The sequence below is a fragment of the Saccharibacillus sp. O23 genome, from assembly GCF_002205895.1.
In the GTDB taxonomy this organism is placed as follows: Bacteria; Bacillota; Bacilli; order Paenibacillales; family Paenibacillaceae; genus Saccharibacillus.
This window is the reverse complement of the sequence record NZ_NJDE01000014.1, coordinates 134,036-159,195: the sequence shown is the minus strand read 5'-3', so window position 1 is coordinate 159,195 and position 25,160 is coordinate 134,036. Positions and strand designations below refer to the sequence as shown.

Sequence of the window (25,160 nt, the reverse complement as noted above, 5' to 3'; positions counted from 1 at the left end):
CCGCAAAGCGGAAATCGGGGGTTTTGCTTATTCGCGAAAATCAAGCGCGGACATGAATGCGTTCGATCAGATGCACGAACGTATCGACGGCTTTGCGAATGCGAAGCTCGGTCGCTTGATCGGCCGGTTCGCCGTTGTCGTCGAACTTGCGCTGATCGCCGCCGATCGAGATCCATTCCGGGCAGTTCAGGCCGTGCAGATTGCGCACGATCGCTTGCAGGGCGCCCAGCGAAGAAACGCCGACTGCTCCTCCCGCCGAACTCGCGGACAGCACCGGCTTGCCTTCGAAATATTCGCTGTTCAGGAAATCGAGCGCGTTCTTGAGCACGCCCGAGATCGAAGAGTGGTATTCCGGCGTCGCCAAGACGACGGCCTGCGCCGATTTGACGCTCTGGGAAAGCTTCAGCACTTCTTCGTGTCCGTAAGCTTCGCCCGGACCGTACATCGGCAGTTGATGTTCGTGCAGGCTGAAGACCTCGGTTTCGTATCCCTGTTCTTCGAGCAGCTTGGCGATATAATGAGTCAACTGCGTGCTGCTGGCCTGCGCGCGGTTGCTTCCGGCAATCAATGTCACTTTCATGGAACAAGCTCCTTCCGCTTTTCTTATTCGATTTGAGAACCATGTTTGTTATCATAGCAGGTCCTTTTAAATTTGAACATTCTTTGTCTGAAAGTTGCTGAAAACAAATCCGATGTCGATATTGATTGATCCTGCGCGCAAACGGTTAGAACATACACATGACCGTTGCGCCATTTATCTTTTCGACAGGAGGAACCCCCGATGCCTTGGAACAAAAAAGATTACCCGCAATCGATGAAAAATCTGGACGAACGCGTGCGCGACAAAGCGATCGAGATCGCCAACGCGCTGCTCGACGAAGGCTACGAAGAAGGGCGCGCGATTGCGATCGCGACTTCGAAAGCGGAAGAATGGGACGAAAACCATCCGGAACACGGCGGCAAATAATCGACGAAGAGTTTCGCGAACCGACAAAAAAACCGTTTCGGCTTTCTCCATCGCGGGAGAAAATCGGAACGGTTTTTTATTGAAACGGACGGGGAAGTTTGCGGCTTCGGGCCTTCCCCTGCGGCCCTCTATCTTTACACTCTATTCAAACCTTTCACTTCGGGCGCAACCGGAGTCGCATGACGCTTGGACGATGCAAACATGTGCGGGATCGAAGCCAATCCGCGGCGCAGAATCTGCGGTTCCACGGTCCATGTGATGACTTTGCCTCCGATGCAGACGGCGGCTACCGTATACAGCGTCTCGGCCAGCGGCAGATAGAACAGCGACAGCATCAAGACCGACGCGTCCATCAAGATGAACACCGTACCGATCTTAAGCCCCGTTTTCTCGTGCAGCCAGATCGCCGCGCAATCGTCGCCTCCCGTCGCTCCGCCGCAGCGAAGCACCAAGCCTCCGCCGATGCCGGTCAACAGACCCGACAGCAGAGCGGCCAGCCAGAGCTGTCCGTGCAGATCGAAGTTCAGTACGGAGAAATGCTCGATCACGGCGTAGAACACCGTAAACGAACCGGCGGCCAATACGGCCGGTCCCATGTTTCTCCACCCTTTTTTGAGGGCGAACAGCAGCATGAACGGGATGTCCAGCAGCAGAATCGTCAGCGCGGGCGATAACCCGAACGCGTACTCGCCGAGCAGCGAGATTCCGACGAACCCGCCTTCCGAAAGATGGTTCTGAAAATTAATGTGGTAATACGCGAATGCCATAACGAACGTGCCTGTTAAGATCGCGGCCGCCTGCGCGGACCGCTTCATCCTTTTCCCTTTTGCCTTCATACGATATTCTCCTCGTTCTCGTAGTATTTGTCAGAACGACAATAAACTGCGAGCCAGAGGGGAAAACCGCGAGGCGTTCATCCTTCGCATGGATGTTCCCTTCCTTTCGCAGCGTTTGTCATCGGAAATGGTGCGACAAACTTTCTACGAAAGGCGCTAAGTATAGGAGAGATCGTAACGTTTCCAGATTGTCCTTTGGGGAATACTCCTTCGGGGACTCATGGTATCCTGATCCTTTCTGTGGTTGTATAGTGAGGCTAGCCTGAGATTTACTTACCCGGCAGCTCCACTTTTCTAAACCATTATACCACAAAACAACCCTTCATTCGACCGGATAAGCTCGACGAAGGGTTGAAAAATGTAAAAAATAACGATTTTTTGTGTAAATTTTTCATCCGAAACGCTATTTCGAAGCGCGAAGCAGGCGATTGACCGTCTCCCGCCGCAGTCCGATCAATTGGCCGATTTCTTCCTGCGTCAACAGATCGGTCAGCGGCTGCCCGTACGTATAAGTACTCATCCAATGCCGAAGCAGCTGAAGCCGCTCGCTCGGCGTGCCTGCCGTCAGATGGTCGATGCGCTGCTGCATGAAACGGACTTTTTCTTGAAGAAGCAAAGCGATCTCCAGCGCTTTTTGGGAATCTTCCGCGAGCGTTTTGTACCAATCCGCCGCCAAGATCGGCTCCACTTCGCTTCGTACGAGCGCCGTAGCGGTGCCGTGCGTTTCTTTGGGACTGATCAGCGAGTGGTGCGGCACGACTTCTCCGGCATAGAACACGTTGAACAAGATCATGTTTCCGTTCTCGTGCAGGCGGGTGACCTTGAACAAGCCGCTGTGTACGCGGTACAAATATTTGCCTTCGTCGCCCTGCCGGAACAAGATTTCTCCTTTATGCAAAATCATGCGTATCCCCCTATTTTCGATGTTCGTTCATGCCCGCTTCGGCCCGGTACCGCTCGGTGACGCGGCTCGCTTGTTCGGCGACTGCCGAAGCCAACTCCGCCGGTTCGAGCACTCGGACCGACGTTCCCAGACCGAGAACGAAACGCTGCGCGAATTCCGGCGTTTCCAGATCGGCCCGGACCGCATACTCGCCGTCCGATATCCGTTCGCATCGCCGAATATGCGCGAAGCGTTCTTCGCGCAGCGCGCGCAGCGCTTCTTCGTTCGCCGTCAGTTCCGTTTCGTAACGCGGCAGATGAGCCGGAAACGTCCGTACGAATTCCGCCCAATAAGCGGAGAGCTCGAACGACTCGGGATAACGGAAAAAATCGTCCGATGCCCGAGCGGCTTCCATTTTCGAAACGCGGAACGTCTTGACGGTCTCGCCGTCTTGCGCCGCCAAATACCACACTCCCTGCTTGACGACCAATCCTAACGGTTCGACGCTGCGTACCCGCCGTGTCCCGCCGGGTTGCTTCGCGTATTCGAACAGCAAGCGCTTCTCGGCCCAGATCGCTTCCTGACAGACCGACAGCGCTTCCGGAACGCCGCTGCGGCTTCCGTTCCAGTCGGATTCGTCGATCAGCAGACGGCGGCGGACGAACTCGGCCGTTCGGCGTTCCGGTTCGGGATACGCCGCCCGAAGCTTCTGAAGCGCCGTCTCGTAATGAACGCCCAATCCGACGTCGTCAAGCGGACCGGAAGAAGCGCGAAGCAGCAGCGCGGCGGTCTCGTCCGGCGTCATGCCGGTCAGGCCGCTTCGGTATCCTTCCATCAGGCTCCACCCGCCGAACCGTCCCCGATAAGCGACGATCGGAATGCCCGATTGCCCGAGCGCTTCCAGATCCCGGCTGACGGTTCGGGCGGTCACTTCCAGCTCCTCCGCCAGTTCGCGCGTCGACATTCTGCCCCGGCTTTGCAGCAGAAGCACGATTTTCAGCAGACGATCGCCTCTCATACAGAGCGCCTCCTTTTTTCTTTTTCAAATAAGACAAAGGTTGTCATCTATTATCGCTTATATTCGAAATGCGGGCAACGGCGAATCCGCGGATCGCTCGTTCCCCGACAACCTAACGAAGAGGTGGCATTCATGCCGGCAACCGACAAACCGTTGACAGGCAAGATCGCGCTGGTCGCGGGAGCGACAAGAGGCGCGGGAAGAGGAATCGCGGTCGAATTGGGAGCGCTCGGCGCTCATGTCTACGCGACCGGTCGCACCACGAGAGAACAGGCATCGGACCTGAATCGCCGGGAAACGCTCGAAGAAACGGCGGAGCTGATCGAAGCGCGCGGCGGTACCGCTTCGGCGATCCGTACGGACCACTCCGACCTCGAACAGGTCAGGCATTTAGCGGAGACCATTCGAACTGAGCACGGCGGGTTGGACATTCTGGTCAACGACATCTGGGGCGGAGACGATCTGACGAAATGGGGACAAAAGCTGTGGGAGCATTCGCTCGAAGACGGGCTGTTGATTCAGCGCCGCGCGGTGCATACGCATCTGATTACCTCGCATACGCTGCTTCCTCTGATGCTGGAGCGTCCCGGCGGCTTGGTGCTGGAGATCACGGACGGCGTCGATTATAAGTTCCGGGGCAACGTCTTTTACAGTTTGGCGAAAGTCTCCGGCATTCATCTGGCGGCGGCGATGGCGGAAGAGCTCCGTCCGCACGAGATCGCGGCGATCGCGCTGACTCCCGGATTTCTGCGTTCCGAAGCCATGCTGGACCTTTTCGGCGTAACGGAGCAGAATTGGCGGGACGGCGCGAAGATCGAACCGCATTTTATCGCTTCGGAGACGCCGGCTTACGTCGGTCAAGCGGCGGCGCGGCTCGCGGCCGATCCGGAAGTCATGACGTTTACGGGCCGAGCATTGAGTTCGTGGGAACTGTCGGATCGTTACGGCTTCGTCGACGCCGACGGAGCAAGGCCGCATTGGGGACGCTACGCGGAATCGCAAGGCTTGTGAGCGAACGGCGGGCGTGGCCCGATTGAAAAACGGGGATCATGCGCCGTCAATCCCGCATCGTGATCGAACAGCATGCGAGGTCCGAACCGTTCCAAAACAAAAAAGGATCGTCCGCCACTAGGCGAACGATCCTTTTTTTTGCCGCGATGACCTTTCGAGATACGAAGACGCTTGGAACCGGCGCCCGTTCCCCCTTATTTGCCGAAAGCGAGCTTGCGGATATCGGCGGTCATCTTGTTGGTATCCAGACCTCCGTAGTTGCCCAGCAGGATCACGACGGTCCCGTCGTTCAACCCGCGTCGGATGCCGGTCGTGTATCCGTCGCCGCCGCCGTTATGGTAAGCGACTTTATCGTCGCCTTCGCCGTCGACCGCCCAAGCATACGCGTATTGCGTGAAGCGGTTAGGCGTATACATGCGATCCATCGTTTCTTGCGACAATAGTTTGCCGGAACTCAGAGCTTGCGACCAAGTCAACATATCGTCGAGCGTCGAATAGAGACTGCCCGTGCCGGAAGGCGAAAAGAAATAATAATCGACCGCCCGCCAAGCTTTCTCCTGCCAGTCGTATTCGTAACCTCGGGACACCTTCGTATCGCGCGTCGCCGTTCCGCTATGATCCATGCCCAGCGGCTCCATGATGCGGGTGCGAATGTAATCCGGATAACTCATGCCGGAAGTCTGTTCGATGATGTACGCCAACAGCACGTAACCGCTGTTGCTGTACTTATAACTCGTGCCCGGTTCGAACTTGAGCGCGCTGGCTTTGATCTCCGCGACCGTGTCGGCCAGCGGGATGCCTTCTTCGCGTTTAAAATTCAGCGCGATGCCCGACGTATGCGACAGCAGCATCGACAGCTTGATCTCGTCTCCTCGCGGATAATCCGGAATGAATTTCGAGAGCGGATCGTCGGTGCTGAGTTTGCCTTCTTCCTCCAACTGAAGAATCGAGGCGGCGGTGAACGCTTTGGTCAGCGATCCCAAACGCATCGGATCGGTCGGCCGAAGCAGCGTCGTATCCGAAGCGAGTCCGTAACTTTTGCGCATCAGCACTTCGCCGTCTTTGGCGACCAGCGCGTTACCGGAGAACCCTTCTTTTTTCAAATAATCGTCCACGGATTGCAGATTCGGACGCACCAGCGTCTCGCGATCCGTGCTGAGCGACAGATTCGACGTTCCGTTTGCGGAAGCGATGCCGATGTCCGCTTTGAGCGGCTCCGTCAATCCGCGCAAAGGCACGGTCAAGATTCCGTTTACGTAACGGGTCGTTCCCGGCATGCGCAGCTCGAACCCGTTGACGGAAACGGTATCCGCTCCCGGCCGGTACAGCAGCTCGTCGCCGTTCGATTTCACGACGGCGGCGCGGCGCGTTTTGTCCCATTTGACTTCGGCTCCGAGCGATACGGCGCCTTCGCGCACGGGCACGTAGGTTAGAGAACGGTACGTGTAGACGCTGCTTCCCCATTGTGCCGGTTGTCCGTCGATTTGCGCGGTAACGGACGTGCCGGCGGCTGCCGGAACGGCAGCTTCCGCGGCGTAAGCCGGAACCGTTCCGGCGGCGATCGCGAATGCCAGCCCCGTGCTCAGCCAGATGCGTCCGAATCTTTTTTTGTTTCCGGTGATCATTTTTCGATAAGCCCTCCCTGCGGATCTCTCTGTTGTCGATTGTTTGGCGCGGGTCATGCCCGGTGTCTACGTAAGTATACCCTTTCGGGCAGGAAATAGTTGTGTTCGAATATAACTATATTTTATATAGTAAGTATTCTTTTGACGTTTATTTACGAATCTGATATGCTTAATACGTTCATTTCATATTCGTTTAATCGGCGTCATCGCTCTACGGACATGACGCTTCGAGAGGGGAAATAGATATGCTTAAACTCGGCATGCTCGATCAATCGACCATCACGGAAGGCTCCGGTCCTAAAGAAGCGCTGCAAGCGACGACAAAACTCGCGATCGAAGCCGACAAACTCGGCTACAGCCGTTTCTGGGTATCCGAACACCATAGTTCCAAAGCGCTGGCCCATTCCAGCCCCGAAGTCCTGATCGCGCATCTGGCTTCCCGCACTTCGCGCATTCGCTTGGGTTCCGGCGGCATCATGCTGCCTCACTACAGCGCTTATAAAGTGGCGGAGAACTTCCGGCTGCTCGAAGCTTTGTACCCGAACCGGATCGATCTCGGCGTAGGACGCGCTCCGGGCGGACGGCCTTTGTCGACCCGCGCGCTGCAAGAAGGCCATTATCACGGCACGGACCCTTACCCGCAGCAGATCATCGACTTGATCGCTTATCTGAACGACGCGGTTCCGGGCGACCATCGCTTCGCGGGACTGAGCGTGTCGCCTTCGGTCGATACGAAACCCGAATTGTGGCTGCTCGGTTCGAGCGGCGGCACGGCGCGTCTGGCGGCGCAGACGGGCGCTTCGTACGCGTTCGCGCAGTTCTTCGGCACGCCGGGCGGCAAAGAAGCGACGAACTTGTATCACGAAACGTTCGAACCGTCGCTGATGTCGCCGACGCCGAAATCGCTGGCGGCGATCACCGTCGTCTGCGCGGACACGCAGGAAGAAGCGGAACGGCTCGCGTCCAGTTCCGACCTGTTCTTCCTCGCCATGTACAAAGGCATGGAACTGCCTTATCTCCCGTCCGTTCAGACGGCGCAGGATTATCCGTACACGCCTTACGATCGCGAGCAGATCGCGGCTACCCGCGCTTATCGGGTCGTCGGCACGCCGGACCTCGTCAAATCCCGGCTGTTGGAACTCGCCGACGAATACCGGACCGACGAATTGATGATCGTCTCGTCGATCCACGACTTCGACGCCCGATTGAAATCGATTCGGCTCGTTGCCGAAGCTTTCGGTCTGGACCGTGCCGAAACAGCTCCTGCCGAAAAAGACGAAGTCCGTTCGTAAAACGGATTTCGTTTCCGCTTTCCGGGTCCGTTTTCCGGACGGTCGGCCGCATGACGACGAATCGGCGCTCGGGAATGCCGGTCGGCCGAGATCCGAATCCGCCGACGGCCGATATTCGTTCAAACGCAAGACCTCTTCCGCCGCGATCGAGCGGCGAAAGAGGTCTTTTTTGTTTTGAGCATGCATCGGGCGCTCCCCCTTGCTCCGTTCGCGGATTCGTATTTTCGAAGACCGATCCTATTTCCGCAACATAGCGACAGCAGTCCACAACAAACCTCCATCAATGCGGCGTTATGCTGTAGATAAGACAAACCTATTCACAACGGAGGGATAGAATGGAGATTCAAAGCGCGATCGAACAAGCATTGAATACGGTGCGCCGAAACGTCGACCTTTACGCCGGTACAGAAAAGTTCCCGCATGTCAGCCGAGGCGACGGGAAATATCATCTGACCGATTCGACCGACTGGACGGAAGGATTCTGGGCGGGGATGTTGTGGCTCGGTTACGAATACGGCGGAGATTCGAAGCTGCACGAAGCGGCCGTTCGCGCTACCGACCTGCTGGAACGCCGGCTCGACGCGAATCAGGCTTTGGACCATCACGATATCGGCTTCCTGTATTCGCTGTCCGCCCAAGCCCGTTGGACGGTAGACGGCAGCGAGGAAGCCCGCCGGGTCGCTCTGCGCGCCGCCGATGCGCTGATGCGCCGCTGGCGTCCGTCGCTGGGCATTTTCCAAGCTTGGGGACCCGAAGGCGATCCGGAGAACGGCGGACGGATGATCATCGACTGTTTGATGAACCTCCCTCTGCTCTGCTGGGCGACGCGGCAGACCGGAGACGAACGGTATGCGGAATGCGCGCGCATCCATGCGGAGAAGAGTCTGCGTTTTCTCGTGCGCGGCGACGATTCTTCTTACCATACGTTCTACTTCGATCAGCAAACGGGCGACGCGCTGCGCGGCGGCACGCATCAAGGCTATCGGGACGGTTCGACTTGGACGCGCGGACAAGCTTGGGGCGTATACGGATTCGCGCTGGCCTACCGCAATTTCGGCGATCCGCGGTTCTTGGAAGCGTCCGAACGGATGGCGCGGCATTTCGCCGAGCGGCTGCCGGAAGACGGCGTCGCTTATTGGGACTTCGATGCGCCGCAGCAGCCCGGAACGCCTCGCGACAGCTCCGCTTCGGCGATCTTCGCCTGCGGCGTATTCGAACTGCTCTCCCTTCTGCCCGATTCTTATCCGGCGCGCGATTCGCTCGAACAGTCGGCGCGATCCGCCGTCCGTTCGCTGCTCGCGGACGATTATTTCACGGCGGGCGCGGACAACGAAGAAGGTCTGCTGCGTCACGGATCGTATTCGGTCAGAGGCGGTTCTTCTCCGGACGACTTCATGATCTGGGGCGATTATTTCTTCCTCGAAGCGCTGATGCGTCTGCATCAAGGAACGCCCGGATACTGGTACGAACGTTGATTTCCGGTCTTGAGCCCCCGTATACTGGACTCAACTCGATCCGGTAGAACGGAGGCGGAGACTATGCCGGAACAGACGACTCGAAAGGAACGGGCGATCGGCGCGAAGCGGGCGAACGAAGCGCCTCGCCGGATAACCGCGCCGGATTCGGACTCGCTCGTGTACAATTACCGTTACGAAGATAAAGAAGCCCATTGGTTCCATGCGCATCGCGGGATCGAAATGCTGTACATCTACAGCGGAAGCGGAGAAATCATGGCGGAGAACCGCGTCTATCCGATCCGCGACCATATGCTCGTCTGCTTCCAGCCGTATCAGCTTCACCGGGTAGCCGTGCCTGCCGCGCCGGGCCGTTCGTATATCCGGACCAATCTGACGTTCGATCCCGAAAGGCTCGACGTTTATCTGGCTCCGTTTCCGTCGCTGTCCGCCTTTTTCCGCAGTCTGCATCGGCACGGAGCGGCGCAGCAGGTGTTCTACGACATGCGGCAGACCGATGTTCCCGGCATTTTGGAAGAATTAAGCGGCGTACTGACGCTGAGCGGAGTCGGGCCGGACGAACACGCCGAAGAGCAGGCCGGGCTGCTGCTGCTTCGCCTGCTGCGCGCCATGCAGCAGCAGGCGACGATCAAGGCGGATTCGCCGGAGCCTCGCCTTCGCGGCGAACAGCACGGAGAGAAGATCGAGCGTTGGCTGGATCGCCATTACAAAGAACCGTTCCGTTTGGAGCGTCTGGCGGACGAGCTGCATTTGTCGCCTTACCACGTCTCGCACGTGTTCAAAGCTTATGCGGGCATCACGCTGACGGATTATCTGATCCGCCGCCGCGTGCGCGAAGCTTGCGTGCTGCTGGCCAACACCGATCGGCCGGTCCGCCGGATCGCGGCCGAGATCGGCGGTCTGTCGCCTTCGTATTTCAGCCAGATGTTCCGCCGAATCAAAGGAATGACGCCGGAAGAATATCGGAGCAGCATCCGCTGATAGGGAGTATTCGGGTCTGTCGGCGTTTAGGGCGTGTCTTCAAATGTACGGAAGAGCAGCGGCCGTCGTGCTTGTTCCGCGCTTCTGCTGTCTCGCACGCCGAAAAGCCGCCGAAAACGCGAAATTGCGCGTTCGGCGGCTTTTTTTCGGTTATTGCGAGTTTATTGCGGGCTTATTGCCGGATCTCCCGCTTTCGACCTAGCGAGGATCCCGATCATTTCGGTTCTACCTCGTCCAACGTCAAACGGTACGCAAGATCTTTCATCGGCCGTCCGTTTTCGTGCAAAAGGTTCAGACCGACTTCAAGAGGCCCGCGGGTTCCGCGCACGACGGCGATCAGCCGGTTCAGACCGGTTCGCAGCGTCAACGCCCGTTCGGGACGCGGAACTTTTTCGCCGTTAAGGTACAGCTCGAATTCCTGCACGCCGCGGGTACGCAAAGCGAGCCGGCCCGCGCGTACCGCCGGCAATCCGCATTCGTCGGCCGAAGCGTTTTTCCGAACTTGTTCTCCTTCCGGAACTTCGACAAAGACGCTGAGGAACCACGGTTCTTCGCCTTCGGCGAGAATCGTCAGCATGCCGTCTTCGCGGCGACGTTCCCGCTTTTTCATCCAGCCGTACAAGCCTTCGCCCAGATTGTTCAGCGAGAACTCGGGATCGATATAATAAGCTTTCATCGTCTCGTAATCGATATGCGGCGCGCAAGGCAGCGCCATCACGGTCTCGACCGCCCATTTGGCCTTTTCGTCCGCGGCTTGCAGCAGGCCGTCGTCCAGCGACGCGCCCAGATTGGCGAGCATGCGCGCGTAGAGACGAAGCGCTTTGTCGCTGGAAGGATCGGGAAGAAGCTGCGAGCAGACGACCGAACCTTCGCCGAGCGGAACTTCGATTACGAAATCCCCGGGTTTCCGGGCGTTCTTGCGATTCAGTTCGACCAGCGCCAGACGGCTGTATTCGGCGGTCTGTTCATGCACGAAAAAGTCTTTCCACGCCGTGCCTTCGATGCTGCGGCAAAGAACGTCCGCGCCTTCGGCCTCGATCCGATACGCCGCGAGCGGGCGATTGACGGTATCGCGCGGCGACAAGAACGGCTTGTCGAAGCCGAACAGATCCACCGGACTGAAGCCGCGCACGGCAGCGGCGGAACTTACCGCTTCGAGTTCGTACGTCTCGTGCGCTTCGATCGAGACGGGGCGGCCCAGCAGCCGGGCGAGCGCCTGCTGCTGCGCGCCCGGCTCCGCCGGCAGGACGAGCACGCGTCCGCCGGCTTCGGCATGGCGCCGGACGTCTTCGAGCGTCCCGGGCGCCTCAAGGGCTGCCGCTTCGGCCACCAAGAGGCCGAAGCCGAAAGGTTCCCGCGCCGGATTCGTCGGCGCGGAAGCCGGCGCCGCGCCCGCCGGCAGCGCCGCGGCTTCGCGCGTCGCGGCGCGGAGCCGCAGCTTCGCGAGGAAAGCTGCGGCCGGGCCGCCGTCCGCCGCGAAGACGGCGGCTTCCCGAGGCGCGGCGGCGGAAGCCGCGCCTGCAAGATCTGCGCCGGCCTCGATCCGGCCGGCGTAGGCCAGAAGGCCGCGCAGCAGCAGCGCGGCCTGCGGGACCTGCTCCAGATTGGCCATCAGCTCCAGCTGATTGGCGAGGAGCAGGCCTTGGCCGCTGCGGTATTCCAGCAGCGGGGACCACAGGTCGCCTCCGTCGCCGAAGTCGCCGGCCCCGCATTCCAGCAGCAGCGTCAAGTCGCCGGAGACCGGCTTCTCGTACGCCGCTCGAATGATCGGCAGCGGTCCCTGCTCGCGCAGTTCCTCATGCCAGAACATCAGATCGTCGTCGCCTAAGCCTTCCAGCGCCGGATGGCCGTAATCTCCGCCGTGCGCCCGCAGGAACGGCCGGCGCGACAGCACCAATCCTCCGGGCGCCCACTGACTCTGCTCCAGCAGCAGCAGACGTCCTCCCCGGTCGACAAAGCCCGCCAGCGCCGCTTCAACCTCGCCGCCCGGATCGGACAAATGGCTGCCGACGATCAGCAGCGTTCCGCCCGGCAAAGACGCAATTCGTTCCGCCCGCGTCCGCTCGCAGGCCGGAACCAGACGCCGAATCCTCTCGTATTCGGCGTCCCGGCCCCAATAAGCGGCCGGTCGGCCGAGCTCGACCGGCGTTCGTTTGGCGTCCGCCGAGACGATGCGGTACGTCCATTCGAACCGGTGCACGCGCTGTTCGTCGTGCGACAAGACGGCGCTCAGCGTCGTTTCGCCGCCCGCCGCTGCGGTCAGCGGCATCCAATTCAAGGCGACCGGCCGACGCTCGGCCGGCTGCTGCACGAATCGGACCGACTCTTCGCGGAGCGTCTCTTCGCCCTGCCGGATCGTCCAATCGATCCGCACCCGGCGCGCTTGCAGCGTATCGTTATAGACGTCGAAACTGCGCGAGATCCTTTCGTTGTCGTAGAAGCAGCGGTCGTATTCCGCCGCGATTATCGTGACGGGCCGGAAAGCTTCTTGCAGGATCGCAAAAGCCGGATTCGGCCGGTAAGCCGGATATTCCTTCGGCAGAAGCCCGTTGTTGAGCGTCAGCGAATACGCCGGGATCTTGTCCGGCCGCACGCCCGGAGTCCCTGCTTGATCCGACGCTTCGTCCGCGCTTTCCGTATCGGCCGATCCGCCGCCCGGACTCGTCAGCCGAACGTCTTCTTCCGGCATCGCCCGCATGAAGTAATGGGCGAAATTGAACGTCGAGATGCTCGCCACGCCGCTGCGTCTGGCGTACTCGATAAACAAACGTTCGCCGAGCGCAAGCCCCTCCGTGCTCTCGTCCGTTCCCCGGTACGCGCGAAGTCCGATATAAGGACTGCTGTTCTGCGGACAGATGTACCACCAACCTCCGTGCTCGCCGAAAGTAAGCGGCACGCTGCGGTCCCATTGGTCGATCGTGCCGTCGATGTTGTAATGGCGGCTTTCGACTTCCGTATGTTCCGGAGGCAGCAGACGATTATCGCCTTCGGCCAGAATCGGCCGGGTCGGGTCCAGCGCACGGATCGCGTCCATCAGGATCGGAATATGCGGCTTGAAGCCGTCGCGCCCGACCACCCAACGCATCTCGTTCTGCACGCTCCACATGACGATCGACGGATGGTTGCGGTCCCGGCGCGCCAGACGGCGCACGTGTTTCAAGCAGGCTTCCAGATAATCGGGATGGTCCGCTTTCATGACGCTGCTCGAACCGTAGATGGCCGTCTCGTCCACGATCAGCATGCCTTCTTCGTCGGCGATCCGCAGATAGTTGACCGGATGCGGTTCGGCATGCAGCCGAACGACGTTGACGCCGACCTCGCGGCACATGCGGTACCATGTACGAACATAATCGTCCGTCTGCTGAATCTCCCCTTGAAAATGCCACGAATCCCCGCGCAGATTGATCGGAATGCCGTTCAGCACGAAATTCGGTCCTTCGCACCAAAATTCGCGGAAACCGAAAGCCTCGAACAGGCGGTCGACCGTCCGTTCGCCGTCCAGCAGTTCGAACTCGGCTTCGTACAAGAACGGCGAATCCGGCGACCACAGTTCGGCGTCTTCCCAGTTCAACGTCCAATCGGCGCGGCAGACCGTTCCCTGATTCTCGTCTTCGCATAGACGAAGCGGCAGCGTCTTGTCGGGATCGGCAGGCCGAAGCGGCCGTTCGCAGGTCATGACGGTCGTACCCGTTTCCGAATGATCCAGCTTCGGCGAGCCGTCGTCGCAGCTCTCCGTTTCTGCCCGCACGCCTTTTTCCCGGATCGTCAGCCGTACGGTCAGAGCGGCAAGGCCGTCGGCGTCGAGATCGTTCCCCGACGTTCCGACCAGCACTTCCGCTTCCAATTTCCCCTGCCGCACCGACGTGCGGATTCCCGCATTTTCGAGCGCGGCCGTCGGGTAGCTCTCCAGATAAACGTCCTGCCAGATTCCCCGCGCGATCCGTCCGTACCAAGAGCCCATCAGCCCGGTCAGCTTGGATGTTCCGTTATCGAGCGTCGTCCGGTCGAATCCGCCGCAGACGACATGAAGTTCGTGTTCTTCGCCGGGACGGACCATCGAACCCAGATCGATTCGCAGCGGCAGATATCCGTCTTCCCACACCGCGATCTCCTGCCGATCGAGATAGATCGCCGCTTTCTGCATGATGCCGTCCAGCCGCAGCACGATCCGCTGTCCCTGCATTTGCTCGGGCACGCGGAACGTCCGGCGCAGCACGCCCGCTTCGGCCCGGTCCCATTCCGGCGGATAATCGTGCAGATCGTACGGCGCGTACCCGTATTCGGGAATCCGGCCGAACGTGTTGCCGTTCGGCTGCGGATAACTGATCCGCCAACTGGAAGGCACCCGCACTTTCCGCTTTTCGTAGACCTCCCGTTCCGGCAGCCGCCGACGTATCGGATCGTCGTAGAAGGGCATGAAATCCCATTCTCCGTTCAAGCTGTATATCTCCCGCATCTGTATGCTCCTTCCTCCTGTTTCCTGTCGGCCATTCTCCGCCAAACAGACCGCCGACGAACGATTGTCCGTCGGCGGTCCTGTTCGTTTCGTTTCTTGTTTCGTTGTTTATCCGTTTGCGACTTCTCAGCCCTGCGCGTCTGCCGGAACGTCCGGCACGACAGGCGTCCCGTTCTGGTCCGGAACGTCGGACGGATCGGCCGGCGTGCCTTCTTCTTCGCCCGGACTAACCGGAGTCTCGCTTCCTTCGCCCGCTGCCGGAGTTTCTTCCGAGATTTCGTCCGGTATATCGGACGGTACGTCGGCCGGAATCTCGGGATCGAATTCGGCTTCGTTCTCCGGCATCATTCGGCCTGCCGTACCGGCGGTTCCGCCGGTCGGCACGGAGAAGACGACGTTGTCGAAGAGCAGATGCGAGAAGCCGCTGACATAGAAGCCGACTTTGCCCGAAGGCCGATAATTCGGTGCCGTTCCGGTCAGCTTGTTGACGCCGTTCACGTCGACCGCGATGCTGCCGCCGATGACCGTGACTTTGACGTCGTACTCCGTATTCGCCTGCAAATCGAGATTCGGCAGCGCGTTCTGGAGAATCGGCTGCCAAGCCGTGTTGTACAGAATCCAAGCGGACGTGCCGTCGGCTTTGGCTTTGTAGCCGATTCGGGTCGAACCCGAAGCGTCTTGGCGGTCGAAAATATAGAGCGTGCCTCCGCCCGCCGGAAGTTCGGCCGGCGTCTTGAGCTTGAAGGCCAGCTCGTAATCGGTGAATTCCCGATTGAGCAGCGCCGTCGCGCCGTTCAGAATCTTATACCGATGGTTGCCGTCCGCATCGGCGGCGATGCTCCGATTCGGATCGACCGGCCAGCCGTTGCCGCCGTTTTCGAAATTCGTCTCGTGCATGATATTCGAGACGGTCACCGCGATCTCGGCGCGGATCTGCGGATCGGTCGCCGACGCGACCGTCACCGTCGTCTGTCCTTCGGCGACGCCTGTAATCACGCCGGAAGCGTCCACCTCGGCGATAGTCGGATCGGCGGAGGTCCAAGTCGCCGCGGTGTCGGTCGTATCGACCGGATCGAACGTCACGTTCAGCGTCTGCTGCTCGCCCGGCGAGACGCGGGCCGAACGCGAAGCCGGCACGATGCCCGCGAGACCGTTATCCGATTCGAGCGCTTTGAATCGGATATCGTCGAACCAGAGATGGGTCGCGCCGCTGACGTAGAAGCCGACCGTACCCTGCGGATTGTGCAGCGGATCGGTACCTTTCAAGCGGAACGCGCCGTCCACGTAAACGGTGACGTCTCCGCCTTTCACGCGCACTTTGACCGTGTATTCCGTATCGGGCTGCAGATCGTGCGTCGGCAGCTTTTCTTCTTTTTTCACGCCCCAAGCCGTATCGTACAGCAGCCAAGAAGACGTGCCGTCCGCACGCGCCTTGTAACCGATCCGCGTGGAGGTGCTTCCGGACTGCTTATCGAAGACGTACAGCGTCATCGCGTCGGCCAGCACTTCCGGCGTCTTGAGTTTGAACGTCAGCTCGTAGTCCGTAAGCGTGATCGGGCTCATCGCGGTCACGCCGTTCTTCACCCGATACCAATGATTGCCGTCGATGATATCGACCGGCCGGTAAGCGTCTTTGGCCCAGCCGTTCCGCCCGGTCTCGAAATCGGTATAGTGAATGATGCCGTCGCTGTCTTCCACCGTGACCGGAACGGTCGCGCTCAACTGCGGCTGGCTCGCGGAAGAGATCGTGATCGTCGTCTGTCCGATCGTTTTGCCTCCGGTCACGACGCCGGCTTCGTCCACCGACGCGATCTCGGGATTCGCCGATACGTACGTCAGCTTCGTATCGTCGGCGTTCCACGGCAGCACGGTCGCGTGCAGCTTCGCCGTTTTCCAGCGGCCGAGCGTAAGCGCGGCGTCATAAGCGACGACCTGCGTGACCGGTCGCACGGCCGGGTCCAATCCCGTGCCGACTTGGCCGCTCGTTCCCATCTGGTCGAACGGAATATCCGGGAAGTTCGGGATCTGCGCGAACACGGCCGCGTTAGGCGCAAGCGACAAGTCGCCGCCGGCGAGATCGACGAACCCCGGGTCTTGCGACGCGATCCAGTTGTTCGCGTACTGCACAAGGTTCAGCGTGTCTTTGGCACCGTTCGCGTTCACCAGACTGCTCCGCGCTATCGTCGGATTGTAGATCAGATTTCCGTTCAGCGTATTCGTATCGGGATAGTAGCGATTTTCCGTAAAGAAATCCGCCAATTCCGGATACTTGGCCAGGTAAGGCGTACCCACGAAATTGTTGTTGGCCGCGAACAACGCCTGCCATTTCGGCATGTAGTTCTTCGCGATCTGACCTTCCGGCTTGTCGCCGAGGAACTGTTCGGAATACTCGTACGGGACTTTGCTGTCCACGAAAATATTGTTTTTCGTCTGGATATGCGACCCGCCGTTGTTCAAAATGGCGGAGTTGCCCATCTTGTAGAACACGTTCTCTTCGATCTTGAGTCCCATCGTGAAGTTGTCCGGGTAGATGCCCTGCACGCCCGCTTTTTTCTCCCCGATGTTGTGGAAGTAGTTGCGGCGAATGACCGTGCCCCGCTGCTGCGGCGTTTCTCCGGCGTTCATGTAGATCGCGCCGAGATCGGAGAAGTTCTTGCACACGTCGTAGATCTCGTTGTATTCGATCAGGTGATCGTTGCCGAATACGAGCACGCCCGGATGGGGCGCGTCATGCAGTTCGTTGCCGATCATCTTGTTGCCGACGCCGGCCATCATGACGCCGGGGTTATAGGCTTTGTGATAATAAGCAAAGTCGTGGATATGCGAATTCTGCACGATATTGTTGCCCGGTTCCAGCGTGGCCGGATCGCCGCCCACCAACGTGACGGCCGTGCCGCCGATATGGTGGATATGCGTATTCGCGATCGCGTTGTCGTGCCCGGGACCGCCGGTGAACGTATCGTAATAGAATCGGCTCTGCGTATTGACGAGCACGCCGCTGTTGGAGAAGTTGCGGATCTCGCTGTCGAGGATGCGCATATGGTCTCCGCCCATCAGCACGGCGGCGGAATCGCGTCCGTTCTCGAGCACGAGTCCCGAGAAGTCGATATACGAAGCGTTCAATGCGTTGATCATCGGCGTCTTGAGCATCGTGACTTCGATATCGGGCGTGCTCTGCTCGAACTCGGCGTTCGGCAGGAAATACAGCTTGCCCGCCTGCCGATCGATATAATATTCGCCCGGCATGTCGATCTCTTCGAGCAGGTTCTGCGCGAAATGGAAATCGGGATACGTGCCGTTCATGAGCAGTCCGCTCATCTCGCCGTAACGCAGCGTAATGGTCTTGGCCTGCGTATCGATCGACTGGATCTTGTTGTACGACCATTCCCAACTGTGTCCGAAGATGCCGTCCAGCCAGATATCGTTCGCCTGCGTCCAATACTGCGGACGGTCGTAAGTATAAGAGAAGGTGCCGCCTCGAAGCGCCAATTGGTCTTTCTCTTTGCGCGTCGGACCGGCGTCGACGATCGTGTCCATCTGCACCGTGCCTTCGTTCGGCCAGCGCGCCAGCGTCATGCCCTGCCCGTTGACGTACAGTTCCATCGGCGGCACCTGACTGAGATCGTTCGCCAGATAATAACCGTGACGACTCTGCACGCCGTAATCCGTGATACCGAGCGCTTGCAGATCGGCGACCTGCACTTCGGTCCGCGCTTCCGGGCTGATGATACGATTCAAGATCGCGGGATCGGTCACCGCGCCGAAATCGCTTTTGCTTAGCTTATGCGAACCGGATAACACGACCTCTTCGTTCGGATAAGCCGCATAGACGATCGGCTTCCCCGCTTCGCCCGAATCCTGCTCTTTCAGATCGAAGCTCAGCGGCCTCTCGTATCGCCCTTCCCGAAGATAAACGGCTACGCCGCCGGCCGGCAGGCCTGCGCCGCTTTTCAGTTCCCGGATCGCGCTGCGCGCTTTTTCGAGCGTTTGGAACGGAGCTTGCTCCGTGCCGGAATTGGTATCGCTTCCATTTGTCGCTACATAAAAGGTTTTGCCCGGCGCGGCCGTCGTTTCTTCCGCGGCGGCGGTGTTAACGGCAGGACTTACCGGAGTCATCGTCAACAACAAACCGGCAGCCAGAACCGCCAACAGACCCTTCTTCCCCATTCGATCTCTTCCTCTCGGCTTGAAGTATAGCGGCTTTCCCCGAGGCTCGCGCCCGGAGAAAGCCGCTTTTTTTCGGTCAAATGCTCATGCTTCGATTGGGATCTTCATCTTCGGGATCGGACGTCGCTTGTCTTATTTCTTCAGGCCCTTGTCCTGCAAGAACTGGTCGAACTGCTTCGTCACCTCCTCCACGTAACGGTCTTCGCCCGCTTCTTTCAGTTTGTTGTAGAATCCCGGCCACGTTTCGTCGAAATTCAGCGTACCGGTGAGAATGCCGCGTTTGTATTCGTCCCAGACCGCGTTCAGGTTGGCGATCTCCGTGCTGACCGGTTCGGAGTTGAATTTGAACGCGCCGACCGGATTGACTTCCGCGCTTTCGTTGATCTTCTTCGTTTCTTCCCAGACGTTTTCCGGTTGTCCTTCTTTCAGGTACGAATTGAATACGCTTCCGAAAACCCAGTCCATATTCGGGCGGTAACGGGAATCCGGCAGAGCTTCGATATAATCGCCTTCCAGTTTCTTGTAGTGCTCGCCTTCGATGCCGTTGCACAGCAGGTTGTACAGTTCTTTGTCCGTGTTGACCAGATTGAGGAACATCATGGCCCGTTCCGGATTCTCCGACGTGCGGCTGAGGGATTGGTTGGTCGTCGCGGAATAGCCGTTGGAGAACCAGCCGCTGAGCGGCGCCAGCACGACGTCGTTGCCGCCGTTTTTGACTTTCACTTCCGCTTCCAGACCCGGTTTCAATACCGTGTGGAATTCGGAACCGATCTGGCCTTTGGCCATGAAGTCGGTATTTTTCGCCGTTGCGGCGTCTTTGTACAGATAGCCGGCGTCGTACCATTTGTTCATGAGGCGGTAGATGTCCAGCTCGTCTTCCGGATAGCGCTGAAGCTGGTAAGTAGGATCGTCTTTTTTGATGTAAAAGTGTTCGTCCAGCCCCGGCACCGTCCAGTATCCTTTGCCGTACATCTGCGCGTTGAAATCGAAGTTGCCGCCGAAGTTTCCGTAAGGAATGATGTCCGGATCGCCTTTGACGATATCGGCGTACAGCGGTTCGATGTCTTCGACTTTCTTGATTGAAGCGGCGTCGAATTTGTACTTGTCGAGCAGTCGTTTCTGAATGATGAAGCCGTAACGCGAACCGTTGATCTGCTGGTTCGGAATGCCGTAGATTTCCCCGTCGACCGACAGGCCGTCCCACATCACCTGCGGCACGTCTTTTTTGAGTTCCGGCGCGTATTGGTCAAGCAGCGCGGTCATCGGTTGAATCGCGCCTTTGCGCACCAGTTCTTCCGGTTTGAGCATGTATCCGGTCCAGAGGATATCGAATTTCTCGCCGGCGGCCAGCACCGTGTTCATCTTCTGCACGTAATCGCCGATCGGCACCGGAGTCAGCTTGATCGTCGCGTTGATCTTCTCCTGCGTGATCTTGTTGACGGCCGCCTGCACTTTCTCTTGATCGGGCTGAAGCTGCGAGAGCGGATAATACCAAGTCAACGTCACGGGCTTGAGCCCGTTTTCGTCCGTTTCTCCCGAAGCCGCGCTGCTGTTTCCGCCGCCCGCGTTCCCGCCGCATCCGGCGAGCAGCGAACCTGTCAGTCCGATCGCGCCGATCAGCCCGAGCCATTTACTCATTCTTTTTCCCATGTGTACGACCTCCCGATTATTGTCTTGAAATGGAAAGGCATGTGTTCTATGTCTCGATCAGCCCTTGAGGGAACCGACCGTAAGCCCCTTGACGAAGAAACGTTGGAAGAACGGGAAGATCACGAGCATCGGGCCGCCGGCCAACACCGCGATCGCCATCCGTGCCGAGTTGTTCGGGAACGAAGTCAGATCGATGCCGAGCGTCTGGGTGAATTCCGAATTGGTGGTCAAGAATTCGATGCTGTTGAGCGTTCGCACGAGCAGAAGCTGAAGCGGAACCTTGCTCGGATCGTCGATATAGAGCATCGCGTTGAACCAGTCGTTCCAATAGGTAAACGAGATCAGCAGGCCCAGCGTAGCGAGCGCCGGGAGCGAGAGCGGCAGCACGATCCGGAAAAAGATCCGGAATTCCCGCGCTCCGTCGATCTTCGCCGATTCGATGATCTCCAGCGGAATCTTCGACATGAACCCTTTCATGACCATGATGTTGAACGGCGACAGCAGGATCGGCAGAATGAGCGCGAGCAGGCTGTCTTTGAGATGCAGGTATTGGGTGATCAGGATGTAAGTCGGAACCAGACCGCCGCTGAACAGCATCGTGAAAAAGACGTAGAACGTGGTGACCCGGTTATAGCGGTAATCGGGCCGCGAGATCACGTAAGCGGTCATCGCGGTGAGCAGCAGCCCGAGCGCCGCGCCGACCACCGTGATGGTGATCGTCACACCGTAAGCCCGCACCAGAACGTCCGGCGAATCCAGCAGATAGCGGTAAGCGTCGAAGCTGATATGATCCGGAATGAATTGATAACCGTTCTTCGTGATCGATTCTTCGTCGGTCAACGAGACCGCGATAACGAGCAGGAACGGCAGGATCACGATTAACGATAACACGGTGAACATGACATTGATGGCGATCTTGGAAAATTCGAATTTGCGTACGGCCATGATGTTCCTCCTGTCTCCTACCAAAGGGAATGGTCGGGGTTGATTTTCTTGACGATCGCGTTGGCCGACAAGACCAGAATCAAGCCCACGATGGATTGATACAAGCCGGTTGCCGCCGACATGCCGACGTTGCCTACTTCGCGAAGCGCCCGGTATACGTACGTATCGATGATATCCGTCGAACCGTACAAGAAGCCGGAGTTGTTCGGGATGAAGTAATGCAGACCGAAGTCGCCGCGGAACATGCTGCCGATCGACAAGATGAGCAGGATGACGATGAGCGGGCTGAGCAGCGGGATGGTGATCTTAAGCGCCATCTGCGACTTGGTCGCCCCGTCGATCTTCGCCGCTTCGTAATATTCGCTGTTGATGCCCATGATGCCGGCGAAGTAGATCAGCGTATTGAACCCGATGACTTTCCATAGATGCACGATGACCAGAATGAACGGCCAAGCTCCCGCGTTCTGGTACCAGCTCACCGGATCGAAGCCCATCGCCATGAGCGTCCGGTTGATGAAGCCGTCGGCGTGATTCAGGAAAGCGTAAGCGATATAGCCGACCAGCACCCACGACAAGAAGTGCGGCAGGAACAGCGCGGTCTGATAGAAGCGGCTCCATTTGGCTTTGACCTCGTTGAGCAGCACGGCCAACAGAAGCGCCGCGACCAGCGTGACGAGAATATAAGCGACGTTATAAAGGACGGTATTGCGCGTGATCCGCCAAGCGGTGTCCGTCGAGAATAAATAACGGAAATTGTCGAACCCTACCCATTTGCTGCCGAAGATGCCCAGATCGTACCTGTAATTCTTGAATGCGATAATCACGCCGACCATCGGAATGTAAGCGAAGATCAATTTGTACAGGATGCCCGGCAGCGACAGCAGGAACAATTCTTTATTGTTGCGAAAATGCCGCATCTCCCGCCCAAGCCACGATTTGCGCCGCCGCGTATTCCCTTGCGTATCCGAAGGGGCTTTTGCGGCAAGCGATACTTTGTCCGACATAAATTCCGGCTCCTTTCCACTTCTCTCGTCTCTTGTTCTCCCGGTGCGGTCCGGCTGGGTGCCGGCCCCGCTTCCTGGCACTTCCCACGATAGTACGTAAGCGCTTACGGCGGTACTGTACAATCGCAGGATTGCTGTACTTCGAGGCTGTACAGTTGCACGAAAGCTGTAACGGCGCGGGTTGTCGGACTGTACAGTACAGGTATGCCGAACGGATGCGGGCAGTGCGGCGGCGTAACTTCCGGCTATCCGCGAACCGATCGCCGAAGCCGAACGGACGCGACAAAGGCCCGTATCCGCCATCGGCGTCTCGGGCCTTCGTCCAAATCCTATCCAAACTGCGCGGAACGATCAGCGAACAAACAGGCTTGTCTATTCGGCTCTACGTGCTTCGTTCGATCGCCGACTTGAGCCGGTATTCTTTCGGAGTCGCTCCGTAACGCCGTTTGAACAGACGGTAGAAATAACTTTCGTTGCCGAAGCCGACTTTCTGCATGATCTCCGAGACGGTCAACGTCTGCTGCTCCAAATATTCTTTGGCATGCAGCAGCCGGGTCGCGTTGATCCGATCGACCACGGTCTGGCCTTCTTCCGTCTTGAATACCTGTCCGAGATAGATCGTGCTGACCTTGAGCATGTCCGCGATCCGCTGCACGTTGAGATCGGGATCGGCATAATGTTTGTCGATGATCTCTTTGACCGTATCGGCCAGCAGCCGGCTCTTGTCTTCGCGCCCGCTGCGGCTGCGTCCGCAGACTTCGCGCACGATGTCGAGCAGCGTCTCCTCGATCTCTTCCAACGTCTCTTTCTCCAGAATGCGCCGATTGACGGTCTGGATATTGACCGGCAGCGGATTCAGGTTGTTGCGGCTGAGTTCGCCGAGCGTGCCGCTCAAGCTGACCGTCAAATGCAGCACGGCGGAGAAGATCCGATCCGCGCCGAACCCGGACAACGTTTCGCGCCAAGCGCGAACGGCCTGCTCCGCTTCTTCGATCCGTCCGCTTTTGAGGCCTTCGCTTAACTGCCGCTCCAATTCCTGCGGAATCTCCAGCGCTTCGCCGCGTTCGTTGGCCGCGATATTCGCCGGTTCGATCACCGCGCCGCGTCCGAAGATCATCCGGTATCCGGAATGGCGGACGGCCGTCTGGTACATCGGCGTGATCCGCCGATAATCCGAGAAGACCTCGCTGAGCGTAACCGTGAACGAAGTCCGGTAATACTTGCGGATCGTTTCTTGAAGCTCGCGCAGACGCTCGCCGAGCCGCGACAGCTCGGCCGGCTCGCCTCCGACGATAAAGAGCAGATGACCGCTTTTCAGCTCGGCGGCTTCGCAAGAACCGGAAGATCGCAGCAGTTCTTCGCCGACGTTGGCGACGGCAAAAGCCAGCAGCGCTTCCATCCGCGATCCGGGCTGCCCGGACAAGCCTTGAAGATCGTCGATCTGCACGAGCGCGAGCCGCATCGGCATATCGCCCGGAATATCCAGTCCGTGCTGCTCGCGCAGCCGCGCGAATTCTTCCGGACCGATGCCTTCGCTGGAACCGATCAAGCTGCGCAGCTGATAGCTGCGCGCGATGTTGAACTGCGAAGCGCGTTCTTGTTCCAATCCTTTGAGCTTGCCGGCCATCTCGGTCACGTTGGCGGCGATCAGGGACAATTCGTCGCCGCTCCCGGATTTCGGACGCCCGTTCCCGTCTTGCGGCACGAGCGTCAGCAGTTGACCGACCGGCTTATACAATCGCAGAGCCAGCAGAACCGACAGCAGCACCGCGAAGATCACGGCGGAGAACAATACGGCGGCTTCCGTCCAGCGCATCTGCCGAACGTTTCCGAGCACTTTATTGGAATCTTTCAAGCTGACGATCTGCCAATTGTTCGTCGCCCGGTTCAGATAGGTGACTTTGTAATGCAGTTTGCCTTGATCGTAATTGAACGAACCGAGCGAAGGCTTGGATTCGGCGATCTTCGGCAGCAGGTCCCGGTTCACGTCCAGCCCTTCCGGCGTGGCTCCGGCTGCCGACAGCACGATCTCTCCGCTGCCGTCCGTGATGAACAATTGATCGCCTTCGTCCGCCGAAACAAGATTAAGCGCTTTCATATTATCGAGTATCCATTCCGGTTTGACGGTCAGAATCAGCACGTTGTCGTTGACCGAACCCAGAGTCGGTCCGTCGTACACGAACATGGCGAACACGTCGATCCCTCCGCTTTTGCCTTGCAGATTGATCGGCACCAACTGCAATTTGGGCACGTTGGCGTCGGCGTCCATATAGCTGCGCAGCGCGTCGTACAAGATATCGTTGCTGGCCAGATTGTGGTTGATCGACGAGAAAAACCGATGCTGCGCCCCGTTATAGAACACGGCGGCATGCAGATAAGGCGAAGCGGCAACCGTACGGTTCAGACGCTGGATCTTCAAGATGCTCTGCTTGTAATCGCCGCCCGATTTGAGCGCGATCATTTCTTCGTCGTTGTAGAGGGCGACCGCTTGATTCGTGACGATGCCGTTCATGTTCTCGATGTTGTAATTGATCTGCGTCAACAGCTTGCGGTCCGCGTCTTCCTGCATGCCCAGCACCCGTCCCCGCGCATTCGAGTTGAGCAGCAGCGAAGCGATCGCCAGCATGGCGACGACCAGCATAAAGCTCAGCAGGATTCGCTGCAAATATTTGCGCGCGCGAAAATTTTGCAGTGCGTTCATGCGACCCCTCCTCCGGTTCCCTTTCTCGGTGACCTAACTATAAGCCCGAGCATATTAATTGTCAATACTTGCCATTTACGATTCGCGGCACGCGTGCCGCCGATCTGCCTCTTCTACATCGTATCCCCGCGAAGCGATTTCGGGTGTCT

The 25,160-nt window shown here is 58.6% G+C and carries 16 protein-coding genes; 5 read left to right on the top strand and 11 right to left on the bottom strand.

Features of this window, described 5'->3' with window-relative positions:
- Positions 1–40: 40 nt before the first annotated feature.
- Positions 41–580 (bottom strand): NADPH-dependent FMN reductase, encoded by a 540-nt coding sequence (locus CDO73_RS17745; protein ID WP_088489868.1) that lies wholly within the window; start codon positions 578–580, stop codon positions 41–43.
- Between the two features lie 201 nt (positions 581–781).
- Between CDO73_RS17745 and CDO73_RS17740 the strand changes: the two genes are divergently transcribed.
- Entirely contained in the window at positions 782–967 is a 186-nt protein-coding gene (locus tag CDO73_RS17740) for a DUF2188 domain-containing protein (RefSeq protein WP_088489867.1), read from the top strand.
- Between the two features lie 134 nt (positions 968–1,101).
- Here CDO73_RS17740 and CDO73_RS17735 read toward each other — a convergent pair whose 3' ends face one another.
- The 3 genes from CDO73_RS17735 to CDO73_RS17725 form a co-directional block, all read right to left on the bottom strand.
- The gene (locus tag CDO73_RS17735; protein ID WP_088489866.1) at positions 1,102–1,803 is read right to left on the bottom strand and encodes a YitT family protein; all 702 of its coding nucleotides are present in this window, start codon (positions 1,801–1,803) and stop codon (positions 1,102–1,104) included.
- A gap of 403 nt (positions 1,804–2,206) precedes the next feature.
- Positions 2,207–2,707 carry a Crp/Fnr family transcriptional regulator gene (locus CDO73_RS17730; RefSeq protein ID WP_179218738.1) on the bottom strand — a complete coding sequence of 167 codons (501 nt, stop codon included), beginning with the start codon at positions 2,705–2,707 and terminating at the stop codon, positions 2,207–2,209.
- Between the two features lie 10 nt (positions 2,708–2,717).
- Positions 2,718–3,704 carry a helix-turn-helix transcriptional regulator gene (locus CDO73_RS17725; RefSeq protein WP_088489864.1) on the bottom strand — a complete coding sequence of 329 codons (987 nt, stop codon included), beginning with the start codon at positions 3,702–3,704 and terminating at the stop codon, positions 2,718–2,720.
- A 132-nt stretch (positions 3,705–3,836) separates the two neighbouring features.
- Here CDO73_RS17725 and CDO73_RS17720 point away from each other — a divergent pair, with 132 nt between their 5' ends.
- Entirely contained in the window at positions 3,837–4,715 is an 879-nt protein-coding gene (locus tag CDO73_RS17720; protein ID WP_088489863.1) for an SDR family oxidoreductase, read from the top strand.
- Positions 4,716–4,909: 194 nt separating this feature from the next.
- Here CDO73_RS17720 and CDO73_RS17715 read toward each other — a convergent pair whose 3' ends face one another.
- Positions 4,910–6,340, bottom strand: coding sequence for a serine hydrolase domain-containing protein (locus CDO73_RS17715; RefSeq protein WP_179218737.1), 1,431 nt, complete (start codon positions 6,338–6,340; stop codon positions 4,910–4,912).
- A 245-nt stretch (positions 6,341–6,585) separates the two neighbouring features.
- On the opposite strand from CDO73_RS17715, the gene CDO73_RS17710 reads away from it, so the two are divergent.
- From CDO73_RS17710 to CDO73_RS17700, 3 genes are all read left to right on the top strand, one after another.
- Complete coding sequence (locus tag CDO73_RS17710) at positions 6,586–7,632, top strand: LLM class flavin-dependent oxidoreductase (RefSeq protein ID WP_088489861.1); 1,047 nt, start codon at positions 6,586–6,588, stop codon at positions 7,630–7,632.
- Positions 7,633–7,967: 335 nt separating this feature from the next.
- Positions 7,968–9,107 (top strand): glycoside hydrolase family 88 protein, encoded by a 1,140-nt coding sequence (locus CDO73_RS17705; protein WP_088489860.1) that lies wholly within the window; start codon positions 7,968–7,970, stop codon positions 9,105–9,107.
- Between the two features lie 63 nt (positions 9,108–9,170).
- Complete coding sequence (locus tag CDO73_RS17700) at positions 9,171–10,088, top strand: helix-turn-helix transcriptional regulator (RefSeq protein ID WP_088489859.1); 918 nt, start codon at positions 9,171–9,173, stop codon at positions 10,086–10,088.
- Positions 10,089–10,302: 214 nt separating this feature from the next.
- Here CDO73_RS17700 and CDO73_RS17695 read toward each other — a convergent pair whose 3' ends face one another.
- The 6 genes from CDO73_RS17695 to CDO73_RS17670 form a co-directional block, all read right to left on the bottom strand.
- Positions 10,303–14,544 (bottom strand): glycoside hydrolase family 2 protein, encoded by a 4,242-nt coding sequence (locus tag CDO73_RS17695; RefSeq protein WP_088489858.1) that lies wholly within the window; start codon positions 14,542–14,544, stop codon positions 10,303–10,305.
- A gap of 126 nt (positions 14,545–14,670) precedes the next feature.
- The gene (locus CDO73_RS17690; RefSeq protein ID WP_088489857.1) at positions 14,671–18,711 is read right to left on the bottom strand and encodes an Ig-like domain-containing protein; all 4,041 of its coding nucleotides are present in this window, start codon (positions 18,709–18,711) and stop codon (positions 14,671–14,673) included.
- Positions 18,712–18,843: 132 nt separating this feature from the next.
- Positions 18,844–20,361, bottom strand: a complete 1,518-nt coding sequence (locus CDO73_RS17685) for an ABC transporter substrate-binding protein (RefSeq protein ID WP_088489856.1) — start codon at positions 20,359–20,361, stop codon at positions 18,844–18,846.
- Positions 20,362–20,418: 57 nt separating this feature from the next.
- Entirely contained in the window at positions 20,419–21,306 is an 888-nt protein-coding gene (locus CDO73_RS17680) for a carbohydrate ABC transporter permease (protein ID WP_088489855.1), read from the bottom strand.
- A 17-nt stretch (positions 21,307–21,323) separates the two neighbouring features.
- Positions 21,324–22,310, bottom strand: coding sequence for an ABC transporter permease (locus CDO73_RS17675; RefSeq protein ID WP_088489854.1), 987 nt, complete (start codon positions 22,308–22,310; stop codon positions 21,324–21,326).
- A gap of 382 nt (positions 22,311–22,692) precedes the next feature.
- The gene (locus tag CDO73_RS17670; protein ID WP_088489853.1) at positions 22,693–25,011 is read right to left on the bottom strand and encodes a helix-turn-helix domain-containing protein; all 2,319 of its coding nucleotides are present in this window, start codon (positions 25,009–25,011) and stop codon (positions 22,693–22,695) included.
- Between the last annotated feature and the right edge of the window lie 149 nt (positions 25,012–25,160).